General features: G+C 42.8%; 25 protein-coding genes. 21 read left to right on the plus strand and 4 right to left on the minus strand.

Annotated elements, in window-relative coordinates; all coding sequences use genetic code 11:
• Positions 1-160: 160 nt before the first annotated feature.
• The 5 genes from ACSVDE_RS01045 (at position 161) to ACSVDE_RS01065 (ending at position 4,343) form a co-directional block, all read left to right on the plus strand.
• Positions 161-655: a hypothetical protein gene (locus ACSVDE_RS01045; RefSeq protein ID WP_439299107.1), complete on the plus strand. Its 495-nt coding sequence runs from the start codon at positions 161-163 to the stop codon at positions 653-655.
• A gap of 81 nt (positions 656-736) precedes the next feature.
• The gene (gene ytzI, locus ACSVDE_RS01050) at positions 737-901 is read left to right on the plus strand and encodes a YtzI protein (RefSeq protein ID WP_439299108.1); all 165 of its coding nucleotides are present in this window, start codon (positions 737-739) and stop codon (positions 899-901) included.
• Between the two features lie 134 nt (positions 902-1,035).
• Complete coding sequence (locus tag ACSVDE_RS01055) at positions 1,036-2,427, plus strand: N-acetylmuramoyl-L-alanine amidase (RefSeq protein WP_439299109.1); 1,392 nt, start codon at positions 1,036-1,038, stop codon at positions 2,425-2,427.
• Positions 2,428-2,585: 158 nt separating this feature from the next.
• On the plus strand, positions 2,586-3,758 hold the full coding sequence (locus ACSVDE_RS01060; RefSeq protein WP_439299110.1) for an MFS transporter: 1,173 nt from the start codon (positions 2,586-2,588) through the stop codon (positions 3,756-3,758).
• Between the two features lie 72 nt (positions 3,759-3,830).
• Positions 3,831-4,343 (plus strand): DinB family protein, encoded by a 513-nt coding sequence (locus tag ACSVDE_RS01065; protein WP_439299111.1) that lies wholly within the window; start codon positions 3,831-3,833, stop codon positions 4,341-4,343.
• Between the two features lie 51 nt (positions 4,344-4,394).
• On the opposite strand, the gene ACSVDE_RS01070 is transcribed toward ACSVDE_RS01065, so the two are convergent.
• The 3 genes from ACSVDE_RS01070 to htpX all read right to left on the minus strand — a co-directional run bounded on the left by ACSVDE_RS01070 (position 4,395) and on the right by htpX (position 6,337).
• Positions 4,395-4,880, minus strand: a complete 486-nt coding sequence (locus ACSVDE_RS01070; protein ID WP_439299112.1) for a BsuPI-related putative proteinase inhibitor — start codon at positions 4,878-4,880, stop codon at positions 4,395-4,397.
• Between the two features lie 104 nt (positions 4,881-4,984).
• Positions 4,985-5,308, minus strand: a complete 324-nt coding sequence (locus tag ACSVDE_RS01075) for an ArsR/SmtB family transcription factor (RefSeq protein ID WP_439299113.1) — start codon at positions 5,306-5,308, stop codon at positions 4,985-4,987.
• A 147-nt stretch (positions 5,309-5,455) separates the two neighbouring features.
• Positions 5,456-6,337: a protease HtpX gene (gene htpX, locus ACSVDE_RS01080; protein ID WP_439299114.1), complete on the minus strand. Its 882-nt coding sequence runs from the start codon at positions 6,335-6,337 to the stop codon at positions 5,456-5,458.
• Positions 6,338-6,732: 395 nt separating this feature from the next.
• Here htpX and ACSVDE_RS01085 point away from each other — a divergent pair, with 395 nt between their 5' ends.
• The 6 genes from ACSVDE_RS01085 to ACSVDE_RS01110 all read left to right on the plus strand — a co-directional run bounded on the left by ACSVDE_RS01085 (position 6,733) and on the right by ACSVDE_RS01110 (position 12,982).
• Positions 6,733-7,479: a DUF1836 domain-containing protein gene (locus ACSVDE_RS01085; protein ID WP_439299115.1), complete on the plus strand. Its 747-nt coding sequence runs from the start codon at positions 6,733-6,735 to the stop codon at positions 7,477-7,479.
• Between the two features lie 133 nt (positions 7,480-7,612).
• A complete protein-coding gene (locus ACSVDE_RS01090; protein ID WP_439299116.1) occupies positions 7,613-8,827 on the plus strand; it encodes a DUF2157 domain-containing protein in 1,215 nt (404 codons plus the stop codon).
• Complete coding sequence (locus ACSVDE_RS01095; RefSeq protein WP_439299117.1) at positions 8,824-9,339, plus strand: GDYXXLXY domain-containing protein; 516 nt, start codon at positions 8,824-8,826, stop codon at positions 9,337-9,339. The genes ACSVDE_RS01090 and ACSVDE_RS01095 overlap by 4 nt, the downstream gene beginning before the upstream one ends.
• A 73-nt stretch (positions 9,340-9,412) precedes the next feature.
• Entirely contained in the window at positions 9,413-9,769 is a 357-nt protein-coding gene (locus tag ACSVDE_RS01100; protein WP_439299118.1) for a cyclic-phosphate processing receiver domain-containing protein, read from the plus strand.
• Between the two features lie 96 nt (positions 9,770-9,865).
• Entirely contained in the window at positions 9,866-11,092 is a 1,227-nt protein-coding gene (locus ACSVDE_RS01105) for an MFS transporter (protein ID WP_439299119.1), read from the plus strand.
• 342 nt (positions 11,093-11,434) lie between these two features.
• Positions 11,435-12,982 carry an ABC-F family ATP-binding cassette domain-containing protein gene (locus tag ACSVDE_RS01110; RefSeq protein WP_439299120.1) on the plus strand — a complete coding sequence of 516 codons (1,548 nt, stop codon included), beginning with the start codon at positions 11,435-11,437 and terminating at the stop codon, positions 12,980-12,982.
• 34 nt (positions 12,983-13,016) lie between these two features.
• Here ACSVDE_RS01110 and rnz read toward each other — a convergent pair whose 3' ends face one another.
• Complete coding sequence (gene rnz / locus ACSVDE_RS01115; RefSeq protein WP_439299121.1) at positions 13,017-13,952, minus strand: ribonuclease Z; 936 nt, start codon at positions 13,950-13,952, stop codon at positions 13,017-13,019.
• A 161-nt stretch (positions 13,953-14,113) separates the two neighbouring features.
• Between rnz and ACSVDE_RS01120 the strand changes: the two genes are divergently transcribed.
• The 10 genes from ACSVDE_RS01120 (at position 14,114) to ACSVDE_RS01165 (ending at position 26,447) form a co-directional block, all read left to right on the plus strand.
• Positions 14,114-14,755 (plus strand): toast rack family protein, encoded by a 642-nt coding sequence (locus tag ACSVDE_RS01120; RefSeq protein WP_439299122.1) that lies wholly within the window; start codon positions 14,114-14,116, stop codon positions 14,753-14,755.
• A 292-nt stretch (positions 14,756-15,047) separates the two neighbouring features.
• A complete protein-coding gene (locus tag ACSVDE_RS01125; RefSeq protein WP_439299123.1) occupies positions 15,048-17,447 on the plus strand; it encodes an immune inhibitor A domain-containing protein in 2,400 nt (799 codons plus the stop codon).
• Positions 17,448-17,566: 119 nt separating this feature from the next.
• Positions 17,567-18,547, plus strand: a complete 981-nt coding sequence (locus ACSVDE_RS01130) for a S66 family peptidase (RefSeq protein WP_439299124.1) — start codon at positions 17,567-17,569, stop codon at positions 18,545-18,547.
• Positions 18,548-18,556: 9 nt separating this feature from the next.
• Positions 18,557-19,000, plus strand: coding sequence for a GNAT family N-acetyltransferase (locus tag ACSVDE_RS01135; RefSeq protein ID WP_439299125.1), 444 nt, complete (start codon positions 18,557-18,559; stop codon positions 18,998-19,000).
• Between the two features lie 107 nt (positions 19,001-19,107).
• Entirely contained in the window at positions 19,108-19,737 is a 630-nt protein-coding gene (locus ACSVDE_RS01140) for a hypothetical protein (protein ID WP_439299126.1), read from the plus strand.
• A gap of 348 nt (positions 19,738-20,085) precedes the next feature.
• Positions 20,086-21,984, plus strand: coding sequence for an endonuclease MutS2 (locus ACSVDE_RS01145; protein ID WP_439299127.1), 1,899 nt, complete (start codon positions 20,086-20,088; stop codon positions 21,982-21,984).
• Positions 21,985-22,376: 392 nt separating this feature from the next.
• Positions 22,377-22,688 carry a hypothetical protein gene (locus tag ACSVDE_RS01150; protein ID WP_439299128.1) on the plus strand — a complete coding sequence of 104 codons (312 nt, stop codon included), beginning with the start codon at positions 22,377-22,379 and terminating at the stop codon, positions 22,686-22,688.
• A 62-nt stretch (positions 22,689-22,750) separates the two neighbouring features.
• Positions 22,751-24,775, plus strand: a complete 2,025-nt coding sequence (locus ACSVDE_RS01155) for a hypothetical protein (protein WP_439299129.1) — start codon at positions 22,751-22,753, stop codon at positions 24,773-24,775.
• 3 nt (positions 24,776-24,778) lie between these two features.
• The gene (locus ACSVDE_RS01160) at positions 24,779-25,429 is read left to right on the plus strand and encodes a putative bacteriocin export ABC transporter (RefSeq protein WP_439299130.1); all 651 of its coding nucleotides are present in this window, start codon (positions 24,779-24,781) and stop codon (positions 25,427-25,429) included.
• A 130-nt stretch (positions 25,430-25,559) separates the two neighbouring features.
• Positions 25,560-26,447, plus strand: a complete 888-nt coding sequence (locus ACSVDE_RS01165) for a TIGR01777 family oxidoreductase (protein WP_439299131.1) — start codon at positions 25,560-25,562, stop codon at positions 26,445-26,447.
• Positions 26,448-26,969: the final 522 nt, after the last annotated feature.

Raw genomic sequence — 26,969 nt, forward strand, 5'->3', positions numbered from 1 at the left:
TAGAAGTTTATCTGCGTATTAATTCGTTTTATATAAAGAACGTCTTGTTTTTGTTATTCATAAACATATCAGTTAAAATAAAATTATTACCATATACATCCAACGCCATATTATTGGAGGGGTTGTTCTGGAAAAATCAAAACGGCCATCGAAGATGATTTTGACAATCGTATTGGTTTCTCTCATCGTGATCGGGATCGGAGGATGGACAAGCTTTTACCTGTTTCAAAAAGCAGATGGTGGAGCAACGACGTTAAAAGAGGCAAAGAGCAGCGGGGACGTCCGTGTCGTCTCCAATGATGCTCTATTTGTCAATGAAAGCAATGAAGAGGCCGTACTCAAAGAGATCAGTCAGATGCATACGTATTTGAATCAACTCCTCGGTTGGGGAGCATGGCAAAGCTTTGATCCTACGAACAAAGAAGAAGAGCTGCGTACTCAACTGATGCACATTGAAAAGATCATTGCTCCAGAAACTCGAGGACCGTTAAAAAAGGATATGGAAAGAGCAGCGAATAGTATTGAGAAAGCGCTGGAAGAGAATGATTCTACACACCTGAAGATGGCCCACAGGATCTTTCATGATCTGGATGTCGTCATGAATGATATTGTGGTGGATGTGTATTGGGGCGTAACTGCGACCTACGGCAAGTAGGTGTCTTGAATCTGTCATTTTTCCATCGCACCTATTCTAGCAACTATGTTAAATTGATAGATGGAAGGATGGGATTCTATCATGTTCAAAGTATTAATAGCTTCCGTACTCATCATCATCGTTGTCCTCATTCTTTTCGTGGCAGCAATAACGAAGGGATATTCTTATAAACATACAATCGATCCATTGGAAAACAACCCGTACCTGGATGGAAACGATGAAGAAGAAGACAAAACAGACCGATAAATGCTCGATTTCATAGTTTTCCCGATTGATAAGGTTGGCTGTACAATTCAGTCAACCTTTTATATTTGTACAAGCAATCGACCGAAAATTGCATAGAGTGTATAAAGGGAAAATTCTATGAAAGTGGTGAATAGATGGTAACAGTCGTTTTAGATCCAGGACATGGTGGCTCTGATAGCGGGGCTGTCTACAAACAATATAAGGAAAAGGATTTTAACCTGAAAGTAGCATTGATGGTCCGAGAGTTTTTGCTCGAATCATATGTCGTCAATGTGTTGATGACCCGAACGAAAGACCAAACCGTAAGTCTGAAAGCACGTACCGATTTTGCGAATGAAAAGAACGCTGACTTTTTCTTTTCGATCCACCACAATGCAGCAGGTGGGACGGGCTTTGAGAGTTATATCTACAACGGAACGATACCGAGTGCAACGAAAGAGATCCAGGGCATCATCCACAAAGAGATCGTCTTCACGACGGATCAATACAAGGTTTTCAACCGTGGACAAAAGAGAGCGAATTTCTATGTGCTCCGAAATACAAGAATGAACGCATTATTAATTGAAGTGCTTTTCATTGATAATGAACGTGACTTGCAGTTGATGTTGAATGACAAATTCTTAAGAGATGTAGCGAAAGCAGCGGCTACAGGAGTTGCGAAGGCACTGAACTTACCACAGAAGCCAAAGCCGCAGCCTCAACCTCAACCAGGTACGGGAACCCTTTATAAGGTGATCGCTGGTTCTTTTAAAGAAGAAGAGAATGCAGAACAACGAGCAAAAACGCTCCAGTCCAATAAGATTGAAGCGTATATCTACCCGATTGTCATCAATGGGACGAGGTTTTACCGTGTACAAGCCGGCGCTTTTTCTCAGAAAGAGAATGCAGAAGAGTTGGTTGCTCGGTTGAGAACCATCGGAATCGGTGATGCATTCATCGTAACGGAAGGTGAACCATCAGAGCCTCCTAAGCCAGAGCCTGTTGTCGGTTTTACCATTACAGGATCAAGTGTGCTTACGGCTGAAACGATGAACGATTTCGTCAAGCGGGTGAACCCTCAAGCTCCTGCATTGGCCCAGTTGTATTTGAATATCGGTAATTTATATGGAATTCGAGGCGATACGGCTCTCGCTCAAGCGATTCATGAAACCAATTACTTCCGATTCACTGGAACGGTGAAGCCTGAACAGAACAACTATGCGGGAATCGGAACGACAGATGCAAATACGCCAGGCGCAAGCTTTGCAACACCAAGAGAAGGCGTGCTCGCTCACATCCAGCATTTGTATGCGTATGCGACAAAAGAAAAGTTACCTGAGGGACAAGTACTCGTGGATCCGCGATTCAATCTCGTTGCCCGTGGCTCGGCACCGACTTGGATCAAGCTGAATGGAAAATGGGCCGTACCAGGTACGACCTATGGTCAACAGATCCTGACGATCTATGAAAAGATGGTCAACGCTGAAATCGATGCAGCCAATAAGTTGATTGATGATCTGGAAAAAACGAAACAGCAACTTCAATAGTAGGAAAGCTCCTTATTTGCAGGGGGCTTTTTTTGTTTCTGGTCCTTTCTACAAGATTGTTGCTTAGGCAAGATAGTCCTAAGTCACTCATGTCTAGTGTTACAATGAGGAATAGTATTGAAGACGGACTTTGTACGAGTGAGTTAGGATGAACAACAATGGAAAATTGGAAGAAAAGTGCACGATTTTTATGGCTATGTAATTTCATAATCGTTGCGGCGATGACGATGATCCTGCCATTCCTGCCACTATACTTGGAAGAACTCGGGGTAACGGGTGAAAAGGAACTGAGTGTTTGGACAGGTGCCATCTTTTCTGCTGCGTTTTTATCTGGCGCGATCATGTCACCGATTTGGGGCATCTTCGCAGATAAATTCGGTCAGAAAGCAAATCTGATCCGTGCGGGGATCGGAATGGGGATCCTTACATTCTCGATGGCATTCGCGACAGGTCCATGGATGCTTCTGGGGCTCCGTTTTTTCATGGGCTTTTTCTCAGGATTCATTACCGTATCCTTTTCTTATCTTTCTAGAATTACTCCGAAAGACCATACCGGGAGTGCGCTAGGATTTCTGCAAACCGGCGGGATATCCGGAGGCATCGTCGGACCGTTATTTGGAGGTGCTTTGTCAGACTTGTTCGGTTTCCGACCAGTTTTTGCTGTGACGGGCATCAGCATTTTGTTGACCTTGCTGCTCGTCATCTACTCGATCCCTCAAGATCAGCCGATGCAATCTAAAAAAGGAAAGCCAGGGACTTTCATGGATGTCCTGAAGAACAAGCAATTGCTGGTGCTGTTCATTGCGACATTCATCTTGCAAGCGGCTATGCTCAGTACGAACTCGATGATGACGATCTTCGTAAAAACGTTCGTGGACAACAAAGAGAACCTTGCCTTATTGGCTGGGTTTGCGGCGTCCATCCTTGGAATCGCGACAATCATCGGCTCTCCTTATCTAGGTAAGCTCGGAGACCGGATCGGTCATTTGAAAATGCTTCCGGTCGTGATGTTCGCGAGCGGAGTCTTGTTTTTACCTCAATTGTGGACTGATAACATATATGAATTGTATATATGGCGCTTCATCCAAGGATTGCTGCTTGGGGGTGTCTGGCCGGCAATCCAGACCTTGATCTATAAGAAGACACCGGCAGATATCGAGGGGCGAGCCTTTGGTGTGACAGCGAGTTGCCGTTTTCTAGGGAATTTGATCGGTCCCTTGATCGGTGGATGGATTTCAGGAAATTTTGTCACGGCATATGTATTTGGTTTTGCCGGTGTAATTTTGATGGCTGGCAGTGTCCTCGTCAAATTCGGTGTTCATGATCGATGACAGATTCTATTGACACCTGAATATTCTGACGATACTGTTAAAAGTAATGGAAAACAGGGGAGATGAGGACGTATGGATAATAAAGCAATTTTGCAAATGTTCAACTTTTCAAGAAGCAACACATTGGCAAGCTTGAAGGCGACAACAGAGGAACAAGCTCTAATCGTACCAGAAGGTTTCAACAACTCGATCGTTTGGAATCTTGGACACATCTTCATCGCGGTAGAAAACATCATGGCTCATGTAGATGGAAGTAAAGCGAACATACCGGATGGCTACAAAGAATTCTTCGGCCATAGTACGAGTCCATCCACCTGGACGAAAGAGCCACCAACGTTAAAAGAGCTGGCGACACAACTAGAAGAACAAACGGAGCGCATTGCATCTATATATGGGGAAAAATTGCAAGATACGCTGCCAGAGCCTTTGCGCTTGAATGAACGGACTGCGTTTGAAACGTACGGAGAAGTGCTCAACTTCATGATTTGGCATGAAGGTCTCCATCTCGGTGTCATCAATGGAATCAAACGTGCGCAAGGCATCCAGGAATTATGGAAACCGCTCGAGGCACAAGAAACGAAATAAATGATCGCAAGCAAAAAGCTGGTCCGTTCAACTATCGGACCAGCTTTTACATTATTCAATCGTTTGTTTGAATGTCGTTTCAAATGGTGGCTTGGAAGTGACTTTGAAGCGGATCTGATATGTTCCTGGGTCCAACTTCGGTAAGGCTACGCTGAAGCTTTTGCTTTCGCCAGGCTCAATCGTCTCGGTTTTAAGTGCCTGAGTGAACATTTTGCCTTCTCCCCAATGGAACACCTGTTTACCGTTCTCATCCATGATCCACATGTCATACTGTTGTCCACTTGTAAACTCTAGATTTTGCGCTCGTTCAGTTTGGTTCTTTAATTCGATGACTGCTTTGTCGTTCGTGAAAGAAACGACGTTCAGCTCAAGTTCACCTGCCACAATCTCATTCCCTTCAGGTGGTTTTTCCGGTTTTTCTGGTTTTTCACTAGCTTGTCCGTTAGTCGGTTCAGAAGCCGGTTCCTCGTTCGTTTCCGTCGTTCCGCAAGCTGCTAAAAGGATCATCAACCCCACAATTGAAAGAAGTCGTAACATGGTGTAACCCTCCCTTTGATCAAAGGACCTTACAATCCTTGATTTTAATTGTTCGTAGTATTGACGTAACCGGGCGGGCTTATGTTTCAACCATTTTTTATAATTTACTCAAAAATGCATTCCGCCTCAATAACTTTGATCAGTTCCTTCAGTTGTTCCAGAGGACGTTCCACCTCTAGTTTATAGTAATTCTGAGTACCTTTTTTCTCGGAACTGACAAGATGGACTTGTTTTAGGATCTTTAGGTGATGGGAGATCGTCGGGCGGGACATCGGAGAGTAATCCGAAATCTCATTGACGTTCAACCGTTCATGTTCCGCTAACAACAAAATCAGTTCCTGACGTACAGGATCTGCTAATGCCTGAAATAATGGGGTGGCATTCCGGAAGGACTCCAGGAATTGCTCTTTTTCGTTTGTATCTGTCATATCGATCACCATTCGTTTAATAGTTTAAACCTATATGTACATAGTATATCAGGTCGGGCTGTTTGGCAATTGGTTACATGTAGAGAAGACTTGGCAATGAAAAAAACAGAACAGACGAGATGTCTGCTCTGTTTCTATATACCATTATTACTTCGCTTGTAAACGACGGATTCGCTCATCAAGGTCAGGGTGTGTTGAGAAAAGAAGTCTCTTTTTCTTACCGCCACTGATTTTCATAGTCGCTAGAGATTCTTGACGAGTATCGACGCGGTTGACATGGGCACGAAGGGATTCAAGTGCGTGTAGCATCTTGTCCTTACCGGCCAGATCTGCACCGCCTCGGTCCGCATGGAATTCACGATATCGGGAGTACGCCATGACGACGATACTTCCGAGAATGGAAAATGCGATTTGGAAAACGAAGATGGCAATGAAATGAACAATCATGGCTTTATCTTCATCCACCAACTGAGCGACTGCCCAAGCTGCAATTCTGGATAGGAATACTACGAATGTATTGATGACACCTTGCAATAAGGTCATCGTTACCATATCACCATTTGCAACGTGCGCAACTTCATGTGCAAGTACGCCTTCAACTGCGTCATCATCCATGTTTTGAAGTAGACCAGTTGAAACAGCAACGAGTGATCGGCGTTTTGAAGGACCTGTTGCAAAAGCGTTAACTTCAGGCGAGTTATACAATCCGACTTCTGGCATGACTGTTAGTCCTGCAGCACGTGAAAGGCGGTGGACGCGTTCCACGAGATCACGCTCATAAGCTGAGCCAGGGTTATCAGGGTTGATGACTTTAACGCCCATGAGTTTCTTAGCCATCCATCGGGAAATTGCAAGGGACATGAAGGAGCCAGTAAAACCGACGACAGCACTGAACACCAACAACTGTCCGAACATGATGTTACCATCAGCACCGATGTAGTTGTTTACGCCTAACACCGATAGAACAATCATGATGGTCGTAAGGACTAGAATGTTCGTTAAGATGAATAATGAAATCCGTTTAAACATTTTCATACCTCATTTCAAGTTCATTTGAACTTAATATTGTATATAAGTTGAGTATAAATTACCACTTCAAATTAATCAAGATAGAAGATTACGATTTTATAAAGGATACATGAGGTCATAGCTATATTGTTGATTTCTTCGAAATTCACTCCCTTTCCGCGGGCGAACCGCAAGCCTCCTCGCTTGCGGGGATGTGTTTACTACTAAAGTTAGCGCTGTGGGGTCTTGCCTGGCTCGCTATTCCCGCAGGAGTGTCGTGATTTTCTATTGAAATCAACAAACGAAGCCTTATGATACTGTTAATTGTATCATTTAAATATCTTCAATAAATTGACGTCCACATTTTTGTTGCGTATGATAAGTTCAAATGAACGGATAAATAGAGGTGAAAAACGATGCCTTCCTTGACCCTTACCCGAAAACAGATGGCTGAACTGCTTGTATCATTACAAAACAATGAGGTCAGCACCCCTACCAAAGTATTGAAGCAAGCGTGGTTAGAAACAAATGGTATGTCAGAGGATGCCGCGATGAAAGGCATGGGGGAATCTTCTTTACCAGGTATTTTTGAAAAGATCATCAAAAGCTCCAAGAAGGAGATCGGTTTCTCCATCAATGAAATCGTTTCGCTCGGAAATCAGATTGAATACAGCAGCTTTTCTACTACTGCAGTTCAGAACTGGGTGAAACGGGATGTAAGAAGCTTGATTGGTTCTCCTCAACAAGGCAAGAAATACTCCCTGGAACAGGCCGCGATCCTCTTCATCGTTGAGGATTTGAAAAGTACACTCGACTTCGTTTCAATCCGGAATCTGTTGACTTTGATTTTCAATAACATAGAAGATCGGCATGACGACTTGATTGACCCGATTCATTTTTACCATACATATGCGACGATTTTTGAGGAATTGGACTTGAATGATGATCATGTTGTGGATGTAGATTTCCGTGTGAAAGATGGAAATAAAGCTGAAATGATGATCTATCAGAAGGCTGAAGAAAAAATGGAGCGGCTCGTCGATCTGGAATTAAGGGAACAATCGATTGTAAAAAATGCATTGGTCATTGCAACTCTCTCCGTTCAGACGTCTTATTTTCAATCTGTATCAAGACAGTTTTTGAATTCGACTTTATTCATATAAGGAATTTTTACGAAAGTGGTGGAAACACCACTTTTTTATATTGGAAAATAAACATTTATAGTGTAAAATTACACTAAACGAACATGAGCACGCTAACAGCTATCATATGTTAAAGGGAAGGGGAGGGTACAACATGAACGAGCGGAAATGGTTAAAAAAAGAAGGTGCGAAATGGATCGAGAAAGGTTTGATCGAGGAAGATCAATTGAACGGAATCATTTCGCTGTACGAAAAGAAGAGCAGCAATTTGTTACCGATATTAGCAAGCCTGCTGATTGGACTCGGTGTCTTGACCTTTATTGCTTCGAATTGGGGGCAAATGAGCGATCTGTTCCGGTTCTCTCTAATTTGTGCAGCCATAATCGGATTCAACTTGACGGGGCTTTATCTATTAGGAAAGGATAAACGTACGTTAGGGATTGCCTGGATCGGGATTGGTACTTTGACATTCGGAGCGGGGATTTTCTTAACGGCACAAATTTTCCACATCGTCAGTTATAGTGCAAATGCCTTCGTCTTATGGACGCTGATTGCACTGCTTACGTATTTCATCCTGCCGAACCGGTATTTTTATCTGCTTACACTCGTGATCGGTACAGCGGGTCTCATCTATAGTGCAGTGTCATTCCAGTCGTTCAGTTTCATTCTTGCTCTCCTTGTTGTCATAGGTGTCGGCATCATCACCCTTAAAGAAAACGAGTCTTTATTCTATCACTTGTATGCAGGGGCTTTGACGATCACAGGCATTACGTTCCTTGTCGGTTACGATCTGACGTATATTTGGATGACGATTGTATTTCTCTTCATTTATGCAATGAGTGAATGGGTACCGGCTGAAAAAGCGCAGTTTGCGTATAAAAACATCAGCCTGCTCGGTGTCGTGATTCTCACGTTGGTGCATGTATTCTTGCTGGAAGACATGATTCGTTACAACGAAAATATAATACCTGCGTCTCTACCGTATTTCATACTGTTATTGATCACTATCGGCCTCATCAGTTGGTCGAAGTATAGAAGGCCATCAGAATCACATTGGATTGATCTAATCTTATTCGCACCCCTTTTCTTAATTGGGGAAACAGCTGGTGTGTTTTATTTATTACTCGTATTCGGCTATTCGTTATACATCCTGGTCGAAGGGTATAAGCTGGAGGATTCCACCCAAATCAACCGGGGGACCTTCCTATTCTTGATCAGTACGTTGGTCGCATACATCCAGCTGGCATGGGATTTCCTACCTAAATCCATGTTTTTCCTCGCAGGGGGGATTCTCTTGTTCTTATTAAGCTGGTATTTGGAAAGAAGACGTAGAAAATGGGTGCATGAAGCGAAAGGAGGTCAATCATGAATCGTAAAAAATTGATTTACCTGTTGATTGTCCTTCAGTTGGTCATCCTAGGTGGTATAGCAGGATCTCATTTTATGACGCTTCAAACCGGAGAAAGGGTCACTTTAGAAACCGAACCGATTGATCCGAAAGATCTTTTCCATGGTGATTATGTGATCTTGAATTACAAGATATCCCGATTGCCAGTTTCACTCTGGGCTGATGAAGGAGAGCCTGATTATAATGAAAGCGTGTATGTCGTGCTAAAAGAATCAGGCGAAGTCTATGAAGCGAGCAGTATCCACAACAATCGACCAGACACTGACGAAGGGGAGGTCGTCCTTAAAGCCATCGTCAGAGGGATGATGGACCATGTAGGGGTGATCCGACTGGATTATGGAATCGAACGATATTATGTGGAAGAAGGCACAGGGCGACAGATTGAAGAAGAACGACCCGATCGGGTTGCAATCCGGGTCGCACCATGGGGCCAAGTGACGATTGAAGATCTGATCTACACATCTTCTGAATAATTCGATAATAGTTGTGGGGTTTATATACGATCCGTGTTATACTTGATACAAGCCAGCGGGAAGGAGACATATATTGTCAACTATCAATGTTTTTTTAGACGATGTCCGCTCAGCTCCCGATGATTATGTACTTGCGTCTGATATGGAAGAATGTATTAAGCTACTGCGTGAAAACACTATCCAGCACCTATCCTTGGATCACGACTTGGAAAATAAGCTGAGGAATGGCTTTATGGTCGTTGAATATATGGTGAGACATAAACTTTTTGCTGAAGAGACCATTACGGTCCATTCTGCAAACGCTGGTGCGGGGAAAAAGATGTTTCACTACTTGAAAGACGCACAGGAAAGTTTGATTATACCTCAGAATGTCAGAATTCATTATCATCCATTGCCGTTGAATATAAATAAAAAGAAAAAGCATCCGTAGGGTGCTTTTTTTTTGTGCTGTAGAATAAGACGATTCCTTTGGAAATCTTCGGAAGCAAACTTATAATAGATGGGGTGAGAAAGGAAGCGGTCAAAAATGGACTCAACAAGAAAACCCCTTTGGACGAAACGATTCATACTGCTCTGTGCGAGCAATTTCTTATTCTTCATGAGCTTTTTCCTATTGTTGCCGACATTGCCGGTATATTTGGTGGAAAACTTGCAGGCAAGTGAGGATCAGGTCGGCTTGATCATGGGAATCTTCACGATTGCCGCTGTATTTGCTCGGCCATTGACAGGCTATCTGATGGACTTGAAAAACCAGAAAGCACTGTTCTTGATCGCCATCATCGTCTTTGTGGTGGCAACCTTCGGCTATTTAGTCGCACAGACGGTGCTCTTCGTGTTCCTTATCCGCTTCATATATGGATTCGGTTTCGGTATGTCAACGACAGCTGGTGGCACGATGGCTGCCGAATGGATTCCTGAAGAGCGGAGAGGGGAAGGTCTCGGCTATTATGGTACGTTCATCATGGTTGCGATGAGTGTCGGACCTGTTGTCGGGGTATACGTGGCCGCCAAAACGAGCTATCAAGGCATGTTCTGGTTCTGTTTTGCATTGTCGGTCATTGGACTGATCATGGCAAGCCTGTTGCCGAACTACAAACAACCTGGTAAGAAGAATGAAAACATCCGCAAGTTTTCTTTGAAAACGAAAGAGGACTTTCGTTTTTGGGCGAACGAATTGATAGAGAAAAGAGCAGTGCCGGTTGCTGCAGCCATGATGATGATCGCCATCGTCTTCGGGGGAGTCATCAGTTTCGTCTCTCTTTACGCAAAAGAGATCGGTGATGCCTCGATCGCAGGGACTTATTTTACCTTATATGCAATTGCGATCGTCATCTGCCGGCCTTTCGCAGGGAAATGGTTTGATCAGAAAGGACCGAACCGGCTCATCGCATTCGGAACACTCTTTTACTTGATCGGTATGATTGTCCTCGGATTGGCGATGAACAGTTGGATGGTCTATGCCGCAGCGCTTATTATCGGTATTGGTTATGGCGTTCTCCAACCGAGCTACCAAGCACTCTCGATCCAACTATCACCTTCTCATAGGAGAGGTGCGGCGACTGCGACGTTTTTCACTTTCTTCGATATCGGTGTCGGAATCGGATCCTTCCTATTGGGATGGGTCGTCGTTCAAATCGGTTACGGGAACATGTTTCTTACATCTTCCCTATTCTTGATCGTGTCATACTTCGTTTATATCCGATCAGCCCGGCCAATGGTCCAGAAACAGAAGTGGGCTTTACAAGAAAAATGACTTCAGCTAAAATGGAAGGCATAACCAATGAAAGGGTGGAGGAAGCGAGATGATGAATCGATCTGTTGTTCTTTGTATTGTAGTGGCTTGATGACGGGAGAAGTATGCCCATTTTTGATAAAACCAAGCCATCACAAAGACGACAGATCGACATCCTCGCACCCCCTTTATCGGCATGACCGGAAAAGGTCTATTTTCTGTACAATCATGTGCAGAATCAAGAGCAGGGTGTGAAAACACGCTGCTTTTTTATATGCTGACATTTTCATAAGGATGTTGGTCCATTCGTTTTGTGTGATGGTGTCCAAAAAACCAACACATAAGAGAAACGAGGAAATAATCATGAGTGTTTTACATGTTAAAGAACTGACCCACGGTTTTGGTGACCGTCATCTATTCAATCAAATCGAGTTCCGTCTGTTGAAAGGCGAGCACATCGGTTTGGTCGGAGCGAACGGGAGCGGTAAATCGACTTTGCTGAATTTGTTGACCAAGGAGTTGATTCCGGACGGAGGAAGCATTGAATGGCATCCTGGTGTTGAAGTCGGCTATCTCGTTCAGCATCCAGATTTCAATCAAGATGAAACGATCATGGATTACTTGAGAGGCGCGTTTGAGCGACTTTATGCAATGGAAAAAGAGATGCTCCGCATCACAGAACGTCTCTCAAGCCCAGATACGACAAACCTAGAGAAGGACTTGGAACGACTTGGCTTCATTCAGGAAACTTTGGAAGCCAACCAATTTTACACATTGGATGCCACCATTGAAGAAGTGGCAGCTGGCCTCGGGATCACTGCGCTCGGAATGGAGACGAAAACGAGTCACTTAAGCGGTGGACAGAGGACGAAGTTGATGCTCGCGAAGCTTTTATTGAGTAAGCCGGATGTACTGCTCATGGATGAACCGACCAACTATCTGGATGACATCCATATCACCTGGCTGCAAAAATACCTGGTGAACTACCCGAACGCTTTTATCCTGATTTCACATGATACGAATTTCATGAATGAAGTGGCGAAGGTCATCCACCATCTCGAGCATAAACAGCTCACCCGATATGTCGGGAATTATGTAGCGTTTACAGAAGCGTATGAACTACGGAAGAAGCAAGCGTACCAAACCTATCTCAGGCAACAGAAGGAGATCGAGAAGCTGGAAGACTACATCGCCCGGAATAAAGCGAGAGCATCCACTGCGAAACAAGCGAAGAGCCGGGAGAAGAAACTCGAGAAAATCGACCGGATTGAAAAACCGACCAACTTACCGACTCCGAGGTTTGCTTTTCGCGTCTGTCGAGAACCGAATCAGGAAGTGCTTGTAGCCGAAGGCTTGAAAATCGGTTATGAAGAACCACTGCTTGAAGGGCTCGATATGTCGATCAAAAAGAACGCCAAAATCGCATTAACAGGCTATAACGGAATCGGAAAAACGACGACGATCAAGTCATTGCTCGGGCTGATTGAACCATTAGGCGGACGGGTTGAGATCGGTAGCTACGTGCGCCCGGTCTATCTGGAACAGGAACTACAGATTCCCATTCAGGATTCCGCCTTACAATACGTATGGTCGCAATATCCTGAAATGAAGGAGAAAGACGTCCGGAAGCAGCTTGCCAGATGCGGTTTGAGGAATGAGCACATCTATCAACCGATGGATACGTTGAGTGGAGGAGAACAGACGAAAGTGAGGCTTTGTGTTCTGATGATGAAAGAGAGCAATTTCCTCGTACTGGATGAACCGACAAACCATCTAGACATTCGTGCCAAACAAGCGCTGAAAGAAGCCCTCGAGCTTTATAAGGGAACGATTCTGCTCGTCTCCCACGAGCCTGATTTTTACGAAGATTGGATAACGGAAACATGGAACGTCGAGGAATGGATTCGATAATCGGGTACAAGAAAAATGACTCCCTCTAGTGGAGTCATTCTTCGTTTTTACGCTTATTCAGTTGATAGACGGAGAAATCATGGGCCAATTCTGTATCCGGAAAAACATTCACCGCGCTTTCAAGCAGTTCGTCAGCTTGATCATAGTAACGGGAGCTGATATGGGTGAGGATCAAACGCTTAGCACCAGCTTGTTTCGCTAATTCAGCGGCTTGATTCGTTGTCGAGTGGAAGTATTCGATCGCTCTTTCATCCATCCCTTCAGCAAAGGTCGCCTCATGAATGAACAAGTCAGCGTCCTTTGCAAGCTCAACGGTTTTGACAGATGGCCGAGTATCACCGCATATCGTTACAACTCTCCCAGGTTGGCGTGGACTAGTGAAATCTGCACCATCGATTTCCCGTCCGTCCTCGAGCGTTACGGATTTCCCTGTTTTCAAATCACTATACAAAGGACCAGGTGGAATACCAGCTTCTTTCAATTTCTCCACTTGAAGGCGGCCAGGCTGTTCCGGCTCTGTAATTCTGAAGCCATACGAAGGAATGACATGCTCAAGCTGGGCAATTTTGATTTCATAGCCGTTATCAAGCTCTACAAAATCATCCTCGAATTCGACGATTTCTAACGGGTACTTCAGATAGGTCCGGCTCGTTTCAAGCGTGACGGTGATAAAGTCCTTGATTCCTTTCGGACCATAAACCGTGAGAGGATCATCAGCTCCCTGAAATGATCGGCTCCCGAGAACGCCAGGCAAACCATAAATATGGTCTCCATGCATATGCGTGATGAAGATTTTCGTGATTTGCCATAATTTCAGATTCGTATGTAAAATCTGATGCTGGGTCGCTTCCCCGCAATCAAACAGCCAAACTTCACCTTGACGATTCGTCATGAATCGCAGCGCAATGGATGAAACGTTGCGACCTTTCGATGGGATCCCTGCACCAGTTCCTAAAAATTGAAACTCCATACCATTCATCCTTTCGTTACTAGTATACCATCTCGAATTCGTCCTCAAACCGAACGAAAAAATCAGCCCTGAGACGGATAGAGAACCAACCTCCTGAACGTTATCTGTCTTGTCGAACTGGCTTACACTACAAATAAGAAGAACAAAAAGGAGCGAAGGTAATGTTTACGAAAGAGAAAACGAAGAAAGTGATCGAGCGAAAAGAAGAAAAGGAATTGGAAGTATCCCTGCAACTAGGAGCTGGAAAGCTTCAGGTGACGGGAGGAACCAATCAAATTATGGAAGGGACGTTCTCCTACAAAGGCGAAGAAATGGATCCTCATGTGAACTACGAAATCCATGAGAATCAGAAGGGAGATTTGACCGTCAGTCAGAAAAGTACAAAGGGATGGGATTTCTTTTCTGTAAAACAAGATTGGGAAGTCGCACTGAACGACACACTACCTCTGTCCTTGAATCTGGCGTTAGGAGCTGGAAAATCGGATTTGAACTTAACGAATTTGAAGTTGAAAGACCTGGTCATTGAAGCAGGTGTAGGAGAAACAAAAATTGACCTTTCTGGTGACTGGAAAGAAAGCTTCAAGGTCAAAATCGATAGCGGTGTCGGAAAAACGAGAGTAATGGTCCCGAAGCGAATCGGTGTAAGTCTGGATGTCGATAAAGGGGTCGGAAAAATCGATGCTGACTATTTCATGAAGGTAGGAAGCAGTTATCAAAACCAAGCCTATGAAACCGCAGATGTAAAAATTGATATAGATATTGATATCGGCATAGGTGACGTCATTATTGAGCAAATTTCATAATTGGTAACCAACGACCCATGTTCGTTAAATGGGTCTTTTTACTGTTGTAAAATTTATGAAGACAAGTAAATTGGTTGGAAAACTTCTTTATTCTTCAAAATATTTCAAGATAATAAGGTTCATTGTACTACGAATTTTACCAATTTATCTCAAATACCTACAAAAATATACCTTTATTCCCCTTTTTCTGAAATATTAAACATAATATTTACAATTTTTCGTCAAATTGCTACTATTACTACAAAAGTATTAGATTGCAAGATTTTACTAATTTAGGGGAGGGCATCAATACGTGAAGAAAAGTAAAATCACATCAACAGCCTTAGCAGTCATGATGGGGTTGAGTACGCTTACATACGGTGCAGTCGCTTCACCGCAAATGGCAGAAGCAGAAAAGGCACGAGAGAGTGTAACTCAGCAATATGGTGGAGCACCGATTGATCTGGGCATCGCCAACGATGAAAGATTGATAGAAATGCTCAAGAAAGAAGGAACAATCGATAAGAATGCAACTGCAGCAGAAGCAGAAAAAGCGTTAAAGATATATCTGAAGAAAAGATCAGCTAACTCTGAGCATTCGCATGAAGAAGGAGAGCTTCATGATGAGGCTCAAGAGTCAAAAGCCAAGTTGCAAAAGGATATGAAGAAGAACGGATTAACTTCCGGAAAAGGAAATAAATTAGGACAAGCTAAGAAAAACAAGCCTGACGGAGTTGTAGAGGAAGCGTACGATGGACAAATGCGTACCGATAAAGTTCTAGCAATCCTCATAGACTATCCGGACAAGCCTACCAACTCAATGACCGCTGATGAAACAGATATGTATTACGAAGGTGAGAATGCATACTCACGTGAACACTATCAAGATATGTTGTTCGGTACCGGTGGTTGGACAGGTCCAGACGGCAAAAACTACGTATCAATGAAACAATATTATGAGCAACAATCCGGTGGAAGCTACTCCGTAGAAGGGGAAGTAGCTGGATGGTATACAGCAAGTCAACCGGCGGCAGCATATGGCGGAAACTATCCGGATGAAAACGGTAATGACGTAAATGCGCGTGGCTTGGTAAAAGAAGCATTAGAAGCTGCAGCAGCAGACCCTGATGTAAACCTAGCAGACTACGACCAATGGGATCGTTATGACCTTGATGGTGACGGAAATTACCTTGAGCCAGACGGACTTGTCGATCATTTGATGATTATCCACTCTGGTGTAGGTGAAGAAGCAGGTGGAGGTTCCCTTGGTTCGGATGCGATCTGGTCTCACCGTTGGAATTTAGGTGGCGTGTATACTTTAGGTGGAACCGAAGCTGAGGTCCCTTATTGGGGAGGTCAAATGGCTGCCTACGACTACACAATCGAGCCTGAAGATGGTGCGGTTGGTGTTATGGCCCACGAATTTGGACACGACCTTGGACTCCCGGATGAGTATGACACGCAGTACACTGGTGCAGGCGAACCGGTAAGTTACTGGTCGATCATGTCTAGTGGAAGCTGGGCTGGACAAATCCCAGGTACAATGCCTACAGGATTCAGTCCTTATATGAAAGAAATGCTTCAAGAAACTGCCGTTGTCGATAACCAGGGAACAAAAGGAAACTGGTTGACAGGTACTGAAATCGATCAAAGCGAAATCGATGCAAATGGTGTAGAGGTTTTACTTGACGAGGGTGTAACGAAAGGTACAAACAATGACGTTGTTAAAGTGACACTTCCTCAAAAAGAAACGGTAATCAATGAACCTGCAAGTGGAGAAAAAGAGTATTTCTCTGGAAGTGCAGATGATTTGCATACGTATTTGACAAAAACGGTTGATTTGACCAATGCCACGTCTGCTCAGTTCAATTTCAAAGCTTGGTACGACATTGAAGTTGATTGGGATTATGCATACGTAACGGTGAATGGTGAGACAATTCCAAGTGATATTACAACGGATACTAATCCATATGGTAGTAACCTAGGAAATGGAATTACTGGTTCTTCAAATGGATGGATCGATGCTTCATTTGACCTATCTGACTATGTTGGAGAAGAAGTTGAAGTGGCAATTGAATATGTAACAGATGCAGCAGTTACAAATCCTGGTCTATATGCGGACGATCTTTCAATCGTTGTTGATGGAGAAGAAGTGTTGTTCGATGACGTTGAAGGTGAACCGAAATTCAACCTGGATGGGTTTACAACAAACGATGGAATTAAGCGTTCCGATCATTATTATCTATTAGAATGGCGCAGTCACAATGGTGTGGATAGAGGACTTGACAATATCCGCCGTGGTGATAGCTTGATGACATTCGATGATGGCTTAGTCGTGTGGTATGTAGACAAGAAGTATGGCGATAACTGGACTGGTGCACATCCTGGTGAAGGATTTGTTGGTGTAGTTGATGCTGATCAACACACAAACTATTGGAGTGATGGTTCAGTAGGTTCTACTCGTTACCAAGTGCATGATGCTGCATTCAGCCTAGATAAGAGCGAGAAGATGTTCTTGGATTACACAGACTTGCTCGGTATCACTATGAAAGACAATCATACAAAACGTAATCCATTATTCGATGACAGCAACAACTACCTGAACCCAGGACTTGTTGATGCTGGAAGAAACGTTCCAAACTATGGCTTGAAGTTCCGCGTTATCGGACAAAGTGATGATGGAACTGTCGGTAAAGTATTATTATTCAAATAATCATTGAGTTGGAAACCAACCTCGAATATTCGAGGTTGGTTTTTCTTCTTTTCTATTCTCTTTTTCCTGTAATCTGGTAAACTTATGAGCTACATACATACGAAAAGGAGAAGATACATATGCACATACCCAAAAAATTACAACCGGGTGATGAAATCAGGGTAGTTGCTCCAGCAACAAGCATGGTCATCTTAGATGAGAACCAAAGAAAGACTGCGATTCAAAGGTTAGAAGAGCTTGGATTGAAGGTGACGTTCGGTAAGCACGTTGAGGAAGCGAATGATTTTCACTCATCGAATATTGCGTCAAGAGTGGAAGACCTGCATGACGCTTTCCGTGATCCGAATGTGAAAGGGATTCTGACGGTCATCGGCGGTTTCAATTCCAACCAGCTGTTGCAGTATCTGGATTACGAATTGATCAAGAACAACCCGAAAATTCTTTGTGGATTTTCCGACATCACAGCTTTATCTACTGCCATTTATGCAAAAACGGGATTAGTTACATATTCTGGTCCTCATTTTTCAACATTCAGTATGCTGAAAGGCATTGAATATACGAGGGACAATCTCAAGAAATGCTTGATGTCTGAGGAGCCGTATGAAATCGAACCGGCAGATTATTGGAGCGATGACGCGTGGTACATGGACCAGGAGAATCGAAACTTTTTACAACAAGATGACTTTGATGTCATACGGAACGGTACTGCCGAAGGGCAACTGATCGGTGGCAACTTATGTACGTTGAACCTCCTCCAAGGCACGGAATATATGCCAAGCTTGAAAGAGGCCATCCTGTTTCTAGAAGATGACTACATGACAGAACCGGCTTTATTCGACCGGGACTTGCAGTCATTGCTTCATCTACCTGATGCCGATCAAATCAGAGGATTGGTCATCGGTCGTTTTCAGAAGAAGTCAGAGATGGCAGAAGAGATTTTGAAAAAAGTACTTGAAACCAAAAACGAATTGAAGAACATTCCGATCATTACGAACGTCAATTTCGGTCATACACAACCAATCACGACTTTCCCGATAGGTGGACGAGTACAACTAACAGCAAATGAAAACAAAGCGACTATAAAAATCATCAAGCATTGAGGTGGGATTATGGAGATACGGAGCATAACAGGTAGGCTGGACGTGACAACTCTTGAAAAGTTGATGGTTTTACATGACCGCGTGTTCAGGTCCGGTTCTAACGAACTGGAAGACGAGTTGGAGAAGAAGCACAACGTACACATCGCTGCGGCTTTTCTGGACGATGAATTAGTCGGTTATAAGATCGGGTATGAACGGAAGGACAAGCACTTTTATAGTTGGTTGGGTGGAGTGGACCCTCATCACCGAAAAAAAGGAATCGGTCAAGCTTTACTGTTGGAACAAAAGGACTGGTGTATAAGAGAGGGCTATCATACGATCCGAACGCATACGAAAAACCAATTCAAAAATATGCTTGTCCTGAATCTGAAAAATGGATTTGATGTAATCGGAACGTTCACCGATCAAAAAGGAGAACCGAAAATCATACTCGAGAAAAAGTTGATAAGCTGACTTCTGCAATCCAGCACTTGGGAGGAAATTGGTTACATACGATTCATTTGTATCATGAACACCCTGTTCTACTTTGTCAAAAAACCATCCATAAAAGGGGTGATAGTATGTCGATTGTTCATTCTTTAGCTTCCCAGCAAGGTCGAAACGATGAACAACCGAATATTGAGCTGGCGGAAAGATTGGTTCAAGAAAGAGATCATTCTGGAATAAAAGAGGTAATGGAAAACTTGCATAATAAGGATAAAAAAATCCAAAGTGATTGCATAAAAGTTGCGTATGAAATTGGTGAGAGGGACCCTGGCCTGATCAGCAATTACGTATTGAGTTTCATTGAACTACTGAAGAGCGGGCAAAACCGTATGGTGTGGGGAGCGATGTCTGCATTGTCCACAATCGCAGACCAAGTCCCAGATACACTGGTGCAACACCTGTCACCCATCCTTTCAGCAATGAAAACGGGCTCTGTCATTACGGTGGATAAAGGTGTGCTTACGTTGGCGAAGCTTGCTTCTGTTCATGAATCAAATAACGAAAAAGTGTTTCCGAGCCTAATTGAACATTTGAAGAATTGCCGGGTGAAAGAAATTCCGCAGCATGCCGAAAGCACAATGGTCGCGGTGAACGAACAGAATAAAGAAGCGTTCATTGAAGTGTTACAAGAAAGAGAAGAGTATCTCACTGCCCCTCAATTGAAAAGGGTGAAACGGATTTATAAGAAATTGGGCGTAAGCTGACTTGTCAAATGCACAAGGATTCAGTATAGTAATAGTACATTCTAATAAAAAGGTAGATGTAATTTATGTTACTGAGGGTTCTTAACTAACGCAAATTAGATACAGAGTAATGGTGGAAAGGGGTTTTCTTAAAAATCGCCTTTCATTGCAACGGGATACGTATGCCCATTTTGCCATTCTCTGGTTTGCATGTTAAGAACACACTCGTACACATAAGCTGACTCCAAGAATACGAATATTCTGGGATTGGGTTATTTGTATCTCGATCGACTTTACTGCGAAGCCGCAGGTGACGATGTGTTCACCTGTGGCTTTTTTATATTTCAAATCAATCAGGAGGAAAATACATTGAATCATACAACTGAAATGATGTTAGAATTTCATACAATCAAACAACAAATGAAGGAATATGCTCTTTCCGTGCAAGGGAAAGAATTGATTGAACGGATAGAACCATTTACACAAAAACGTGCGGTTGAATTACGACTACAAGAAACGGCTGAAGCACAAGCAATCATTCGAAAAGGAAGCGTGCCTGTCCATGGATTAAGTGGAACAGAAACGTTGTTGAATCAATTCAATAAAGGTATCGTACTCACACCACATCAATTGGAGGCTGTTCTCGATTTGATTGAGGGTTGTGGAAGAATCAAGCGTTTTATGAAAAACCAGGCCTCACTGGGTCCAACCGTATCAAGCTATGCCGATTCCATCTACGACCTGGAGGAGTTGGCGGAAACGCTCAGAGAATCCATTCGGAGTGGTCAAATTCAAGACCACGCCTCAAAAGAGCTAGCCAAAGTCCGGAAGCAGATTGCGATTCTTGAGAGCCGTATCAAAGAAAGTGTGTATCAGATCGTCCGCTCACCTTCCAAAAGCAAATACTTACAAGAACCTATTGTAAGTCAGAGAGATGGTCGATATGTCATCCCGGTTAAAAAAGAATACCGAAAACAATTTGGCGGTCAGGTGGTCGATGCCTCTGCAAGCGGGTCCACCGTTTACATGGAGCCGAAGGTCGTTCAAAAGGATCAGGTGAAGATCGCAGAGCTCCGATCAGATGAATATTTGGAAGAACAGCGAATTCTTTCAATGCTCACAGGGCATGTAGAAGGCTGTGAACATGAACTCAGAATCAACATCGAGACGATGGCACATTACGATTTTATTTTTGCAAAAGCGAAGTACAGCGAAGAGATCTCAGGTAACCAGGTGAAAATCGTATCAGAGCCGGCATTGAAGTTGGTTGAAGCGCGGCATCCATTGCTTGGGTCTGAAGCGAAGCCTTTGACGCTTGATCTTGGACACCGATATCAAACGTTGGTCATTACAGGCCCGAACACTGGAGGTAAGACAGTCAGCCTGAAAACAGCGGGACTATTGACGGTAATGACCTTGTCTGGAATGCTCGTTCCGGCTTCTCCGGAGAGCGAAGTGGGGATTTTTGAGACCGTATTGACCGATATTGGTGACGGGCAGAGTATCCAACAATCGTTAAGTACGTTCTCGTCAAGATTGACGAACGTCATTGAAATCTTGAAACTGTCCAACCCCCGAAGTCTCGTTTTGTTGGATGAATTGGGGGCAGGAACGGATCCGGCAGAGGGAATGGGGCTTGCCATCGCCATTCTTGAACAGTTGAATGACATGGGGGCGAAGACCATTGCCACAACCCACTACAACGATATCAAAACGTTTGCTTCCGAACATCCCGACTTTGAAAATGCCCGAATGGAGTTCGACCTAGAAACGTTACAACCGCTCTATCAGTTAACGATTGGAAAACCTGGGCAAAGTCAGGCCTTCCATATCGCTCGTAAGCTTGGATTGCATCCGAAAATTCTTGAAAACGCACATGGACGCACTTATGGAGAAGAAGTCCATTATGAAAGTGAAGCGCATCATGACTTGCAAATTACATCTGGTCCAGTGAGAAAAATGGAAAAGAGTAAGAAACCGGACTCTACTCTTAAAAAAGGGGACAGCGTTTTTATCCCGTCAGAAGAAAGGAAAGCGATCGTATACGAAAGTGTAGATGCCAATGGGAATCTGACTCTTTTCATAGATGGTGCGTTCAAGAAAATGAACCATAAGCGTGTAAAGCTCGAATTGCCAGCAGAAGAACTTTATCCAGAGGGTTATGATTACGATATACTCTTCGAAACGGTTGAAAACCGGAAAAAGAAACGGATTATGGAGAAGAGGCATGTTGATGGGTTGAAAATCGAATATAAGAGCGAAGATTAATCTTCAAATGAAGGCTGCCTCATGTGATATGGAGGCAGTCTTTTTTTAAAAACACATATTATAAACGAACGTGTTCAGAAAGGGAATTTTGACCACCAATACATAAATAAGAACAAAGACCTAAGTCGAAACACCCTCTCTTTCATCTAAGATGAGGAATCTCGCGTAGTTAGTGGAATTAAATATATTAACAAATTTCAATTAAGTTTTATTCATTAAAAAAGGTAAACTTGAAAATATCGCTTTACGAAAGGGTCTTACTTGCTTCAGACCCTGTTAAATAGGCGTTTTGAATCATTTACTGAAAAATATTACAAAAAATTACAAATAATCAAACGAATGGTATATTTTTCATCAAGGAAAAAGGACAAACCATATGAGGTGGGGAATTAATGAAGAAGCTTAATCGAGGAATCATTACTTTTATTGCTGCTGCTATGTTCTTGGTCCCATTCGGCGCTGCATACGCAGCATCTGTCGCTGGTGGTGAATTGATCTATAAAGGCGGTCAGACGGATTCGTACGTATACTCGGATATTAGAGATGCGAAGCCAAGCAATAGCAAGTATTACAATGTTTGGGCGGCTGTCAAGGTATGTAGTAGTACATATTCTTCTGGCTGGAAGCAGGACAAAGCTTATAAGCAAGCGGACCGCAAATGGTATTGTAACGAAACATCGCATTACGACTATTATCAAAGGTAAGGTTTAAACAAATCTTTTGTCCTTTTTCCTTACCAACAAGATACACAAGACATGGAGGAACGATGAAAAAACTATTATTCATTTTCTTGATTGGTCAATTCTTGTTATTATCCTATATCTTCAATAAATCTTTATTCGATATATATGAATTGAATCATCTAGGTGATTCGACACTAGATGCCTATATCGTAGAGGACCTTTCAGGTGACAGATTGAATGCGCTTTATGAAGAGATTGACGCATTGTGTTTATCTGATCAATCCTGCAGAGTTCAACTCATCAAAACACCTGTATCTGAGAACAATCAATTCGTTTACGAAATCTATCATAGTGAACTGGATGAAATCGCAAAGCCTGCATCCATATCATCAGATACAATCTTCAATTACTATCCTTTGCAGAAGGAAGATTTCATTGATAACAACGGGGTATTCTATACAGATCTACAACGGGATGAAATAGACAGTATAGCATCTACACTCGGCGTTACAATTGAACCTTATGAAAATACGATCGCTTATGGACAAGTGTTGAAGTACAATCTCTTGAACTTCACCTTATTGCTGGTCTTATCCCAGTTGGTCCTCTTCATATATACATTTACAAGGATCAAAGTGAATGCTGTAAAGAAAATGCTTGGTTTTTCTAATATGAAAATGATCCTCGGCTCGCTGAAAGACTTCGTCTACATGGAGGGTGCAATCTTACTCGGTGTACTTTGTACCCATTTCTTCTATTACTTGTTCGTCGATCAGATCGTGTTGCGTTATTTTTACCTACTAGCTGCATTCATGCTCGTTGTGGCATTATGTAACATCATCCTTTTGTTGATTACTCAAACGAGCTTAAGATTCATCGATATCAATCTGATGATCAAGAATAAAGTCTACTCGAACAAGTTGAACTACGCTTTATACGGACTGAAAATCGTATTGATCCTTTCCATAACCGTTTCCATTTCTTCTTTCATGTCCAATTACACCGACTATAAGGAGAAAATGAGGGACCTGGAGCAATATAAACAGTTGAATGGTTATTTTACATCCAATGGCTACAATTATGAGGAAGATACGATTGCTAGAAAACAGCCGGAAAGAATCGCAGAATATGGTCAGTCGATTCAAAACCTATATGAGCATTTCGAAGCACGTGGTCAGTTGTATGTGAATGACGCCTACCTACTCGAATTACTGTCTCCTAGTTATTTGGAGATTCAGGGCTTGAAGAAAGAAGATATATTCAATTCACTTGAGGAAAATCATATCGTCGTTAATGAGCGATATTTCAAAGCGTTCATGAATCTTCATGATGAGAATGGCGTGCCGATCGACAACCTGGAGGCCGATAAACCAACCCTTTTGGTTCCGGTCAAATATATGGAACAAGAGGATGTGGTCCGGAACATCTACCAAGAAAAATTCGAGCACTTGATGAATTATAATGAGTTCTTTGGGATTGAAAATGAGAATCCGAAGCGGGTAGAGGATTTGAATATCCTATACATGCAAAATGGTCAGGAATATGCGTTACTCGGTCAGAACGTCTCGGGAACGGACATCAAGTTGAGGGATACGATCGTCATGCTGGACACAGGAAATTTTGATAGCCTGTACTATTATGATTTATTGAATGCAGGGGACGTTTACTTCCAATTGGATGAAAGAGATGAATTCAGCCAGGCGATTGCCAAATTCGACCTTCAGAAGCTCGTGAATGTAGGGACACTTTTGACTCCTTATATGGATAGGGTCCATTACACTGAGTTCGTCATGTACAACTCTTTAGTGTTTACGGTCCTGTTTTTATTCACACTGATCTTCGTCATCTATATTTCCAATTTTGTCGATGTGACCTCGAACAACAAAAGATACATCATGCAGTTCATTTACGGATACGATGGTGCAAGGACGTTCAAGGTTCATTTCATCATCTACATCATGTTGCTTGGTATGATCGGTCTTCATTTCTTTGTAGATTTTAATGCCGTCCTCTACATCGGGATATTGGCGGTGGATTTATTGATTCTATTCTACTTGTATAAAAAATTGGTCAGCAGCGATCTGCACAAAATCGTTAAAGGTGGATAAGCGATGTCAATCATTGAACTAAAGAATATAAACAAAGCGTATGAGAAGGAAGAGATCTTTTCGGATGTCAATCTATCGATTAAACAAGGGGAAATGGTCGCCATCACTGGAGAAAGTGGAAAAGGGAAAACGACCTTATTGAATATTATGGGCTTGATTACGAAAAAGGATGCCGGCCAGTTGAAGCTATTTGGGGAAGACAATCCTGCCATCCATTCCAAATCAGCGATGATGTTACGACGGAACAAAATCGGATACTTGTTTCAAAATTACGGGCTCGTCGATGACGAAACCGTAAAGTGGAACTTGAACCTCGCTCTTGAATATAAGAAGTTGAATAAGAAAAAGAGGCTGGAAAAGGTCGAGAGTCTCTTGAAAGAGTTCGGACTCTACCATTTGAAAGATAAAATGGTCTATCAACTGAGCGGTGGGGAACAGCAACGGATCGCCATCATGCGATTGATATTACAGGAAAGTGATTTAATTCTAGCTGATGAACCGACGGCCAGCCTGGATGCAGATAATGAGAGGATCATCATGGATTACTTGAAAAAATTGAACGGGCTCGGGAAAACAATCGTCGTCGTGACCCATAATCATAAGATCTTACCTTACTTTTCACGCATCATCCGCCTGGATGAATTGAATGTGTAAGTAAAAAAAGACTTCGTTTAATTTAAATGAAGTCTTTTTTTACTTCCTTTTTCTGGACTATGTTTGTTATACTAATATGTGAAATACTTCACATATTAGTTTTCCAGTTTAATAAGATTGGGATGATTCTATGAAAAAGAAGGTTGTATTAGCTGGAGGAACAGGGTTCATCGGACAGTATTTTGAAAAACAATTGATTCGTGCCGGTTATGAGGTGTTGATTATATCAAGGAAACGCCCTCACATAACCTGGGAGAACCAACACGAAATCATCGATGCATTAGAAGGTGCAGACATGCTCATCAACTTGGCCGGAAAGTCGGTCAATTGCAGGTATCATGAACAAAATCGAAAAACGATTATGGACTCGAGAATCGAGACGACACAAATGCTCGGGCAAGCGGTGGAACAATGCTCGAATCCACCATCCTTATGGATCAATTCAAGTACGGCAACCATCTACCGACACGCAGAGGACCGCCCGATGACAGAGGACGATGGGGAGCTAGGCACTGGTTTTTCCGTAAATGTCGCTCAGGAATGGGAAAAGACATTCTTCAACTTTAAACTTCCTCAAACAAGACAAGTCGCGTTACGGACAGCAATCGTGTTAGGTCCAGGAGGCGGTGTAATGACACCATATAAATATATGGTCAAATTTGGACTTGGAGGCGTACAAGGTTCGGGGAATCAAATGTTCAGTTGGATCCATGTTGAAGATCTCTGGCGAATCGTTCTTTTCTTAAAAGAGCATGATGAATTGTCTGGAGTATTCAATTGTTCTTCACCTGATCCGATTACAAATCGTGAACTGATGCAACAACTCCGAGATACATTAGGACGCAAAGTGGGGATGTCCTCACCAAGGTGGATGCTCGAAATCGGCTCATTCTTCCTTCGCACAGAGGCAGAACTTGTGCTGAAAAGTCGATGGGTACTGCCAGAAAGATTGGAAAAAGAGGGATTCAAATTCAAGTATGAAACAATCAATGATGCGCTTGTTGATGCTATGAAGTAAGTCCCTTGAGAATCGACGGGAAATCATCCGCCTGGATGAATTAAATAAGGAAGACTTCATTCTGTGAGGATGAAGTCTTTTTTCATAGTAAAAAAGATCCGAATTCAAAAACCGGTGGCTGTTTTTACAAAACAAGCGTGCATTTTTACAAAACGAGTCTTGAAATTTACAAAACAGCCCAACGAATTTCTAAAACCAACTACGAAATTTCTAAAACCCACCCCAAAATCCGCGAAACCTCTCCAATAAGCCCACAAAAACAAGCGGTAAAAGTCCCTCCCAAATGCCTAAATAGCTTTTTCACCGAGATCCAGGACACCTTTTCAGTTCTTAACCTCCAAAAACCCCTCCATTTAACCTAAACCTGCACACATCTATATAAGCAAAACGACTGAATTAACGTTAGTGATTGACAACAAGTAGTACGTTAGTAGTAAACATATCTGAATTATTAGAAAATTGTAAATAATGTTAAGCTTTTTCTCGTATTCAAATCTATGGGGTGAAGGAGATGTTTCGTTA

Source organism: Pseudalkalibacillus sp. Hm43, assembly GCF_051842935.1.
Classification (GTDB): domain Bacteria; phylum Bacillota; class Bacilli; order Bacillales; family Fictibacillaceae; genus Pseudalkalibacillus.

Coding starts and splice junctions, on each gene's coding strand:
- ytzI (WP_439299108.1), top strand. CDS start 737: ATGTTCAAAGTATTAATAGCTTCCGTACTCATCATCATCGTTGTCCTC.
- ACSVDE_RS01055 (WP_439299109.1), top strand. CDS start 1,036: ATGGTAACAGTCGTTTTAGATCCAGGACATGGTGGCTCTGATAGCGGG.
- ACSVDE_RS01060 (WP_439299110.1), top strand. CDS start 2,586: ATGGAAAATTGGAAGAAAAGTGCACGATTTTTATGGCTATGTAATTTC.
- ACSVDE_RS01065 (WP_439299111.1), top strand. CDS start 3,831: ATGGATAATAAAGCAATTTTGCAAATGTTCAACTTTTCAAGAAGCAAC.
- ACSVDE_RS01070 (WP_439299112.1), bottom strand. CDS start 4,880: ATGTTACGACTTCTTTCAATTGTGGGGTTGATGATCCTTTTAGCAGCT.
- ACSVDE_RS01075 (WP_439299113.1), bottom strand. CDS start 5,308: ATGACAGATACAAACGAAAAAGAGCAATTCCTGGAGTCCTTCCGGAAT.
- htpX (WP_439299114.1), bottom strand. CDS start 6,337: ATGTTTAAACGGATTTCATTATTCATCTTAACGAACATTCTAGTCCTT.
- ACSVDE_RS01085 (WP_439299115.1), top strand. CDS start 6,733: ATGCCTTCCTTGACCCTTACCCGAAAACAGATGGCTGAACTGCTTGTA.
- ACSVDE_RS01090 (WP_439299116.1), top strand. CDS start 7,613: ATGAACGAGCGGAAATGGTTAAAAAAAGAAGGTGCGAAATGGATCGAG.
- ACSVDE_RS01095 (WP_439299117.1), top strand. CDS start 8,824: ATGAATCGTAAAAAATTGATTTACCTGTTGATTGTCCTTCAGTTGGTC.
- ACSVDE_RS01105 (WP_439299119.1), top strand. CDS start 9,866: ATGGACTCAACAAGAAAACCCCTTTGGACGAAACGATTCATACTGCTC.
- ACSVDE_RS01110 (WP_439299120.1), top strand. CDS start 11,435: ATGAGTGTTTTACATGTTAAAGAACTGACCCACGGTTTTGGTGACCGT.
- rnz (WP_439299121.1), bottom strand. CDS start 13,952: ATGGAGTTTCAATTTTTAGGAACTGGTGCAGGGATCCCATCGAAAGGT.
- ACSVDE_RS01120 (WP_439299122.1), top strand. CDS start 14,114: ATGTTTACGAAAGAGAAAACGAAGAAAGTGATCGAGCGAAAAGAAGAA.
- ACSVDE_RS01130 (WP_439299124.1), top strand. CDS start 17,567: ATGCACATACCCAAAAAATTACAACCGGGTGATGAAATCAGGGTAGTT.
- ACSVDE_RS01135 (WP_439299125.1), top strand. CDS start 18,557: ATGGAGATACGGAGCATAACAGGTAGGCTGGACGTGACAACTCTTGAA.
- ACSVDE_RS01140 (WP_439299126.1), top strand. CDS start 19,108: ATGTCGATTGTTCATTCTTTAGCTTCCCAGCAAGGTCGAAACGATGAA.
- ACSVDE_RS01150 (WP_439299128.1), top strand. CDS start 22,377: ATGAAGAAGCTTAATCGAGGAATCATTACTTTTATTGCTGCTGCTATG.
- ACSVDE_RS01155 (WP_439299129.1), top strand. CDS start 22,751: ATGAAAAAACTATTATTCATTTTCTTGATTGGTCAATTCTTGTTATTA.
- ACSVDE_RS01160 (WP_439299130.1), top strand. CDS start 24,779: ATGTCAATCATTGAACTAAAGAATATAAACAAAGCGTATGAGAAGGAA.
- ACSVDE_RS01165 (WP_439299131.1), top strand. CDS start 25,560: ATGAAAAAGAAGGTTGTATTAGCTGGAGGAACAGGGTTCATCGGACAG.